The sequence below is a fragment of the Hydrogenovibrio sp. genome (genome assembly GCF_049975065.1).
In the GTDB taxonomy this organism is placed as follows: domain Bacteria; phylum Pseudomonadota; class Gammaproteobacteria; order Thiomicrospirales; family Thiomicrospiraceae; genus Hydrogenovibrio.
Window position 1 is genome coordinate 5,549 of record NZ_JBNGDN010000055.1, and the last position, 7,836, is coordinate 13,384.

9 protein-coding genes are annotated in these 7,836 nt (G+C 50.5%); 7 read left to right on the top strand and 2 right to left on the bottom strand.

Annotated elements, in window-relative coordinates; all coding sequences use genetic code 11:
* A partial coding sequence (gene neuC, locus ACP5D0_RS07280; RefSeq protein WP_472365003.1) for a UDP-N-acetylglucosamine 2-epimerase occupies positions 1 to 957 on the top strand: 957 nt, incomplete at its 5' end.
* Here the strand turns inward: neuC and ACP5D0_RS07285 are convergent.
* Both ACP5D0_RS07285 and ACP5D0_RS07290 read right to left on the bottom strand, forming a co-directional pair.
* On the bottom strand, positions 937 to 2,940 hold the full coding sequence (locus ACP5D0_RS07285) for a 6-hydroxymethylpterin diphosphokinase MptE-like protein (RefSeq protein ID WP_472365004.1): 2,004 nt from the start codon (positions 2,938 to 2,940) through the stop codon (positions 937 to 939). The genes neuC and ACP5D0_RS07285 overlap by 21 nt on opposite strands.
* Entirely contained in the window at positions 2,898 to 3,419 is a 522-nt protein-coding gene (locus tag ACP5D0_RS07290; RefSeq protein ID WP_472365005.1) for a hypothetical protein, read from the bottom strand. The genes ACP5D0_RS07285 and ACP5D0_RS07290 overlap by 43 nt, the downstream gene beginning before the upstream one ends.
* A 154-nt stretch (positions 3,420 to 3,573) precedes the next feature.
* Between ACP5D0_RS07290 and ACP5D0_RS07295 the strand changes: the two genes are divergently transcribed.
* The 6 genes from ACP5D0_RS07295 to ACP5D0_RS07320 all read left to right on the top strand — a co-directional run.
* Positions 3,574 to 5,400 carry a 6-hydroxymethylpterin diphosphokinase MptE-like protein gene (locus ACP5D0_RS07295; protein WP_472365006.1) on the top strand — a complete coding sequence of 609 codons (1,827 nt, stop codon included), beginning with the start codon at positions 3,574 to 3,576 and terminating at the stop codon, positions 5,398 to 5,400.
* A 91-nt stretch (positions 5,401 to 5,491) separates the two neighbouring features.
* On the top strand, positions 5,492 to 6,574 hold the full coding sequence (locus ACP5D0_RS07300) for an N-acetyl sugar amidotransferase (protein WP_472365007.1): 1,083 nt from the start codon (positions 5,492 to 5,494) through the stop codon (positions 6,572 to 6,574).
* A 15-nt stretch (positions 6,575 to 6,589) separates the two neighbouring features.
* Positions 6,590 to 6,811, top strand: a complete 222-nt coding sequence (locus ACP5D0_RS07305) for a hypothetical protein (RefSeq protein ID WP_472365008.1) — start codon at positions 6,590 to 6,592, stop codon at positions 6,809 to 6,811.
* Between the two features lie 58 nt (positions 6,812 to 6,869).
* A complete protein-coding gene (locus tag ACP5D0_RS07310; protein WP_472365009.1) occupies positions 6,870 to 7,148 on the top strand; it encodes a type II toxin-antitoxin system Phd/YefM family antitoxin in 279 nt (92 codons plus the stop codon).
* Positions 7,148 to 7,402 carry a Txe/YoeB family addiction module toxin gene (locus tag ACP5D0_RS07315; RefSeq protein WP_472365010.1) on the top strand — a complete coding sequence of 85 codons (255 nt, stop codon included), beginning with the start codon at positions 7,148 to 7,150 and terminating at the stop codon, positions 7,400 to 7,402. Before ACP5D0_RS07310 ends, ACP5D0_RS07315 begins: the two co-directional genes overlap by 1 nt.
* A gap of 20 nt (positions 7,403 to 7,422) precedes the next feature.
* A partial coding sequence (locus ACP5D0_RS07320; RefSeq protein ID WP_472365011.1) for a HisA/HisF-related TIM barrel protein occupies positions 7,423 to 7,836 on the top strand: 414 nt, incomplete at its 3' end.

Genomic DNA, 7,836 nt, shown 5'->3' on the forward strand with positions numbered 1-7,836 from the left:
GCGTTTGCCGAGTATCAACCGGATGCGATATTGGTGCTCGGAGATCGTTATGAATTACTGGGTATTTGTTCTGCGGCGGTATTGATGCGCATTCCGATTGTGCATTTGCACGGTGGTGAAATCACCGAAGGCGCGGTGGATGAGATGATTCGTCATGCGGTGACGAAAATGGCGGCGCTGCACTTTGTCGCTGCCGAACCCTATCGCCAGCGAGTGATACAAATGGGCGAGCGGCCGGATCGGGTCTTTAATGTGGGCGCGGCTGGCTTGGATGTGATGAATCACATTTCGTTTTTACCTCGCGATCATCTGGAGCAGGATTTAAACGTGACTTTGACAGCACCGGTGTTGTTAGTCACTTACCATCCGGTGACGCGGCATCGCTTGCAACCCTCAACCGATGAACAAAATTCAAAGATTGTCGACCGAGGGCTGCAAGCCCTTTTTGCCGCTTTGGAGGCGCTGGGCGATGCCACCGTGATCTGGACGGGGGCGAACACCGATTCAGGTGGTCAGGCTGTGAACGAGGCGGTGCAGGCCTGGTCAAAACAGACGTCAATGACCGTTAAAGTGTTGACTTCGCTTGGTATTCAGCGGTATTTGAGTTTGATGTCGTATTGTGATGCGGTCGTTGGCAATTCGTCCAGCGGCCTGATTGAAGCACCCGCGATGGGGGTGCCAACGGTCAATATTGGTGATCGCCAGAAAGGGCGATTGCGTGCGCCATCGGTTTTGGATTGTGACGCAGAAGCGTCGGCGATTGAAATGGCCTTGCGGCAGGCGTTTACCCCAGCATTTAAGCAGTTGGCGGCTGAAAAACCGTCGGTTTATGGTCACGGACAAACGGCGGAAACGATTGTGCAGTTGCTGCGTCGTTTTTTGCGAGAGTCGGCTACGGATTTAAGTGTAAAGCCTTTTTACGATTTAGCGGTGGCGTCAAGAGAGGGTATTTCGTGATGCTTTCTCGGCCTCAAGCCGTTGTGACAAGGAGGTCAGTTCGGCTTGTTCTGGGTAGGTTGAGATTACCTCAATCAGGGCTTTTTGCGCCGCATCGTGGCGATGATACGCCATCAGTTTTTGAATCCATTTTACCCCGGTTTCCAAGCTTGGTTGGCGTTTAAAGGCCTCTTTATAAGCCGTCAATGCCGAGTCGGTCTGTTGGTTTTTTTCCAGCATTTCGGCATAAATCAGGCGGTAATCGTCGTTTAGGTGCGTTAAAACCGCCAGCGCGTTTATGGCTGTCGCGGGGTTCTTTTGTTGCTCGGCAATGGCGAACACCTGCAGCAGTCCCAGCTCCAATTGGCGAGGGTGGCTGAGTTGTGTGTAATGAGCGCAGGCCTGGTCAAATTGATTATTGAGCTGGCATTGATAACCGCGCGCCAGTTGTAAGGTGTCTTGATGCTCGATCGTTGCGGCATTTTTGTCCGAGGTGGCTTGGGGGGCAGAGTTTTGCAGGCGCTGGATCAGTTTGTTCAAACCGTCTTCGTCTCGGGATTGAAACAGTCTGAATGCAAGTTCGGTATTATCGACAGTGCTGGCTTTTAAGCTGGCTAACTTGCTCCCCAACCGAACGGCATCGTGACTTTGGGTACGCGCTTCAAAGCGCTTGAGCAGTGACTGTGCAAGGGCTTGGTCGGCGGGGGGAAGGTCTGCCAAAGTGACTTGATGGTGTTTGAGCCAAGCCAAAAGACGGCCTTCTTCCTGATGTGTTTGCCAGTGTTCGGCCAGTTTTTTGAGTGCGCCGCCTTTCAGTGCCAATTGTCGTATTTGCACTTGTTTCAGGGCGAGATCAAACGAGTGGATGAGGTCACGACTGAGTTGTTCGAAGGTGCGCATTTGCTTTAGGGCAACGGTTAGCATTTTCGCGGGGTCGTTTTGATGGTCGGCCGGTTCCAGTATCAGGTTTTTTTGCTCAGGATGCCCAGCGCTGACGTGATCCAGAATCGCTAAAGCCAAGTCCTGTTGGAAAATTTTGACGCGCATCCGATCAATTTTCGGCAAGGTTTTCGCTTGCTTTTCCGGCTGTTTTTCAATTTGTTGTAATGCCTTGATCGCCGCTTGCGCTTGTTTTTGAATGTCCTGCAACGATTTACGCACCGGCGTTAAAGCGCTGCGCACCGTCTGAAAATGAGCGGAAAGGGTGCTTTCATCGTCTTGAAGACGCTTGCGGATGGCATGGAACAGGGGGGATTTCGGTGATGCGTTGGTTGGAATCCTTGTGTGGCGGATACAGTCAATTCCGTTGATTTCGGCGGCACTGCTGGCGGTGTTGAACACTCGGTAAGGCGCAGGCAGGGCTTCAATGTAGTGGCTCAGCTGACGGTGCGCTTCGGCAAACACCGGATTGGTCAGTGCCGTGCGCCCCTCGTAAGTGGTCAGGGTCAGGCTGGCATCGTGGCTGATTTGCCCAGTCTGACTGTCTAAGCTATGCGACTCGTGGGTCTGGCCTTCGCTGGAATAACAAAAATCCACCCCGAGCAAATAGACGTTTTGACACCCCATTGCATGCGCCAGGCCAATCATGCTGTTGGTGACGGTGGGGCCTTCCACAGCCAGATTATTGTTGGGATTCGGCTCTTCCCAGGGGAGGAACTTTTCGGTGTAGGCTTTTAACCCTTGCCAATCGGTAATCAGTGTCGGATAGCTGTAGTTGGTATGCAAGAGGATGGTATCATCTGAAAATTGCACCATTTCCTTGCTGTTGTCATAGATGACTTCGTTGGGATCAATCGTGGTGATGAAGTCGGGGCGAATGGACTCTTTCAGAAGGCGGCGGCTGATGCGACCGGCAGCAAAAATAATGATCTCTGACTGGTGTTGTTTCAGCCAAGGCAAAGAGGCATCCAACGATGGCCCACCGCCCAATACCACGGCGTTTTGGTCGCTTAAAGACGCTTTCAGGCTGGCGACAGGGTGGATGCAATCGGCCAGGTTGAACAAAAAACGTTTGAAAAAAAGGCTTGGTTTGTCAGACGGTTTTGATGGTTGCGCCATTGGGAATAGGCTGCGTCTACTTGATCAAAGAAATCCAGATAAGCGGTTTCCGCCGTTTTTTCAGCCACGGCAACCGACGGTATGAGCACCACCTTGAGGTGTTCCGGCGAGGCATTCAGCTGTGTTTCCAGTGCGGTAGCGTCAAACTGCGACCAGTGGTGTGGCGGAAGCTCGGGTAATGCGGCCAGCACTTGCGGGTGTTCAATCCAGATAATCCGCCGGTTGGGCATGTGATTTTCCAGATAAATCGGTAGGAAACCCGAATCGGTTCCGAGTAGGAGGTATAGGGTATCGGCCGCATTCAAGTCGGCTTGGAAGTGTTCGCGAAAATAGCTGCTGGCACGGAGGCTTTCAAAAGCCGATCCGTTGATATTGGTGAAATACGTTTCATCAAAAGCATTGGTGGCAGTTTGCAGTGAAAGCACTATAATCTCCGTGAGAAGCCGTAAGCGTTGGGCAAGAAGCCTTATTTTCGCCGAATGGTTGTGTATTAGCAAATGAGAAACCGAATTTTCGGGTTAAGGCGCATGCCGCCCAACTAAGTCGTGACCAACAAAAATGAGAGGATATGACCATTCCGTGACCACAGTGACTTTATGGGTCGGTGACCAGGCCGCGGTCACCCAACCGCGCAATCAGGCGAAATGGCCAGGTCTGGGAGAAAACGCGCTTTTGCTGACAGATTCGATGCCGATGTTTGCCGTCCCGGCTGGTCTGAAAGTGTGTGTGATCGAAGAGGATTTGGCTTCGGCGTTAATCGCCTATTTTCCATTATTGATGGAAAAAGAGCTGGACGTTCATTTGCTGGAACCTGCCTCAGCTTGGGCGCACGCCATTCAACAGCAGTTGCCTCAGGCTTTGGAAACACTCAACTACCTTCAACTCCGCCAGACTTATGCGCACTTTGTGGAACAAGCGCTTCTCAATGCGGGGCATCTTCGTCATCCACTGATTCAGCATTCGACGGTTTGTGAAGGGAGAACCGCTGTGGTATTGGGAGCGGCTCCATCGGTGGTGAATTATTTTGACTGGCTCAAAACCCATCGGGATACTGTGGTGGTGTATGCGGTGGCGCGTCTGGCCAAGCGGTTATTGAACGAAGGTATTCGTCCAGATTTTTGGGTGGCGTCGGACCCGACTGAGGCGGCGGTGGCGCACGCTGAATGCTTGGAGCCGTTTCTCGGCGACAGTGTGTTGATTGTGCAGCATTATGCCGCACCGACCTTGCTGGACATCTGGCCGGGCGCGCTTTTGTATTGGGGGCCGCGTTGGCCACAACAAAGTCAGCATTATCAAACGGAGTTGAATGTTGAAATCGAAGGCGGCACCGTGGCCAATCTGGCGCTTTTGTCGGCACTGGGCATGGGGTGTCGCCGCGTTCTCTGTGCGGGAATGGATTTTTGTTACGATGATTCTGGCGCCACGCATGAAAGCAGCAGTCTGGAAGCCACGTTGAATCGGAAAAGTAACGCCGCAGACCAGACACGGTTTGATCGAATTGAGAACTACCATGGGGATTTCTGTGCGACCACACCGGAGTTTTTAGAGGCCGTCTCAGCCTTGCCGCAGCAGCTTGAAACCTTAATGCAACGATACGGCTTGCCGAGCGGATTCGAGCTGATCAACTTGAACCCTAAAGCGGCAAAAATCGCTGGTGTGGTGTGCCAGTCATTGGATGAGGTGACGCTTTTGCCTGCGTCACGGTTCGATATTCGACCCTTAATTGAAACACTGACCCTTGACGAACCCACCGAACGCAAACAGCTGCAAAGTACGTTGGCGACCCTGCAACGTGGGCAAAAACACTATCGGAATGTGACGCAGTTAGCCAAGAAGGGGCAAGCGTTATTTGCCCAGACGGCACCGGAGGCTATGCACTTGGAAGCGGAAGCCATGACGTTTTTGCAAAGGGTTGAAAAACAGTACCGAAAATTGGAGAAATCCCTGAAGGAAGATCAAGCATTCGTTCAGCGTTATGGATTTTACGCTTATTCACCGGTCATTCAGCAAGCGAAAGTTCTTCAGGCCTCGCCGTATGATCGACGGGCGCATTATGACTATTTCAAGGCCAGCTTTAAAGCCTACGCGCAGATCGCGTCAGACCTAGCGGAAATCCACCAAAAAGCGGCGCGCAATATCCAATTTAAGTTGGACGAGTTGAAAAATAAAACCGACTTTGAGGCTCTGGCGACGCTCTGGTTGTCATGGAATCGACCGTATCGTTTTTTGGGTTGGCAGCAAAAATGGCCAGGCCTGGCAGAAACGGTGAAGGTTGAAAATGCGTCTTCGTATCAAATGCTTATGGAGTCTTTGATGCAATGGCAAGCGGATGCTAAAGTGATTTCCACCGAAACCTATGCTTACCTCAGTGCCAATCCGCATCGTTTGAAACCCAACGAGGCCTGATTTGTGTTTGCGGTTTGCACTGAATGTTTTCGCCTATCCGCCGATATAATAAGAAATCCGACTTTAAAATACCCTAGAGGAATTTATCATCATGTCTTTTTTAATCCCGAAACCGAAGCCGATTGATCTGACTCAATTTGAATTACCGCAAGATCAACTGGATGCGAAATACGGTTTACCTAAAGACGTTCAATTCTGTAAAAAGTGTACCATTTCCAATCAGCGCCCCAATTCAGCGGTGGAATACAAACACACCAAAGATTCTAAAAAAGCCACCATTAATTTTGACGAAGAAGGCGTGTGCGATGCCTGTCGTGTGGCGGAAGAAAAGGAATTGCATATCGACTGGGGCATGCGCGAAGAAGAACTGCAAGCCTTGTGTGATAAACACCGCTCCAAAGACGGTTCTTACGATTGTTTGCTGCCCGGTTCCGGTGGCAAGGACAGTTTTTACGCCTCGCATATTTTGAAAGAAAAATACGGCATGCACCCGTTTACGGTGACCTGGGCACCGCACATTTACACCGAATGGGGTTGGCGTAATTTTCAGCGTTGGATTCATGCCGGGTTTGATAACCAGTTGATGACCCCGAACGGGCGGGTGCATCGTTTGTTGACCCGTTTATCGGTGGAAAAGCTGTTTCACCCATTTCAGGCGTTTATGATCGGCCAGAAAGCGCTGGCACCGAAAATGGCGGCGATGCTGAATATTCCGCTGGTGTTCTTTGGTGAAAACGAAGCCGAATACGGCAATCCAAAAACGGACACTGATAAGGCACAGCGTGACTGGCAATATTTCACCATGACCGACGAAGCCGAGATCAATATCGGCGGCGTATCCATCAAGTCATTGAAAGAAGATTTTGGCTTGCAAAAAGCCGATTTAGAACCCTATATGCCGGCCGATCCGCAACAATTGAAAGACACGGGTGTGGAAGTGCATTATTTAGGGTATTACCTCAAATGGCATCCGCAAAGTTGTTATTACTATTCGCATGAACACGGTGGCTTTGAAGCCTCACCAGAACGCACGCCTGGTACTTACTCCAAATACAACTCCATTGACGACAAAATCGACGATTTTCATTACTACACCACCGGCATTAAATTCGGCATTGGCCGCGCCACCTATGATGCGGCGCAGGAAATCCGCTCCGGCGACATTGATCGTTAAGAAGGTGTGGCCTTGGTGAAACGCTTTGATATGGAATTTCCGGAGCGTTTCGCCGAGGAGATTTTCCAGTATCTCTCGATTCCGGAAAAAGAGTTCCCGATCGCCTCAAAATTGTTTGAACAGCCGATTATGGATCGAAACTACTTTGACTTACTGACCGATACCTTCCGCTCGCCGCATTTGTGGAAAAAAGAAAATGGGGTTTGGGTTCAGCGTCATACGGTTTGGCAGGATTAAAACAGTTTGCGTACAAATATTTGTACCGGTACAATAATTTGTACGAAAACGGAGGTCGATGATGGATACCATAAGTTATTCTGCATTTCGTTCACAGCTGGCTGGCACCCTTGATCAGGTTAATGAAAATCATAAGCCGGTTTTGATTACGCGCCAAAATGGTCAGCCTGCGGTGTTGATGAGTCTGGATGATTTTCATTCCTATGAAGAAACGGCGTATTTAATGGCCAGCCCGAAAAATGCACAACGCTTAAATGAAGCGATTGCCGAAGTGGAAGCCGGGCAAGCGCAATCGAAGGCTTTATTGGAAGAGCCGGATCAAGTGGCGGGCGATTAATGCAAGTTTGCTGGGCAGGCCATGCTTGGGAAGATTACCTTTTTTGGCAAAAAACCGATAAAAAACAACTCAAACGGATTAATGTTTTGGTTAAAGCCATTATGCGAGAGCCCTTTGTCGGTATTGGCGACCCGGAGCCGTTAAAACATAACGGGTCCGGTTATTGGTCGCGTCGTATCGATCGGGAGCATCGTTTGGTTTATAAAGTGACGGACGACGCTTTAGTGATTGTTCAGTGTCGTTATCACTATTAGAGACGTTATTAGAGAAAGTTATGATTAGACTCATTCCGCGACTGGACATCAAATCCAAGCACCTGATTAAAGGCGTCAAGCTGGAAGGCTTGCGCAAAATCGGTCATCCGAATGACTATGCGCGTCAGTATTATGAGCAGGGTGCGGATGAATTGTTGTATATGGATGCGGTGGCGTCGCTTTATGGGCGCAATAGCTTGACTGAAATCGTCAAGGAAACGGTTAAATCGGTGTTTATTCCGATTACCGTCGGCGGCGGGATTCGCTCGGTGGCGGATGCGCGGGAAATTTTGCGTTCCGGTGCCGATAAGGTGGCGATTAACACGGCTGCGGTGCAGCGCCCGGACCTCATCAATGAAATGGCGAAAACCTTTGGTGAACAGTGTGTGGTGTTGTCGGTCGAAGCCATTCAGCAAACCGATGGCAAATGGCTG

What these genes read in the sequence shown, in the direction of transcription:
- ACP5D0_RS07300 (WP_472365007.1), top strand. Translation starts at nt 5,492, where the DNA reads ATGTCTTTTTTAATCCCGAAACCGAAGCCGATTGATCTGACTCAATTT.
- ACP5D0_RS07310 (WP_472365009.1), top strand. Translation starts at nt 6,870, where the DNA reads ATGATGGATACCATAAGTTATTCTGCATTTCGTTCACAGCTGGCTGGC.
- ACP5D0_RS07315 (WP_472365010.1), top strand. Translation starts at nt 7,148, where the DNA reads ATGCAAGTTTGCTGGGCAGGCCATGCTTGGGAAGATTACCTTTTTTGG.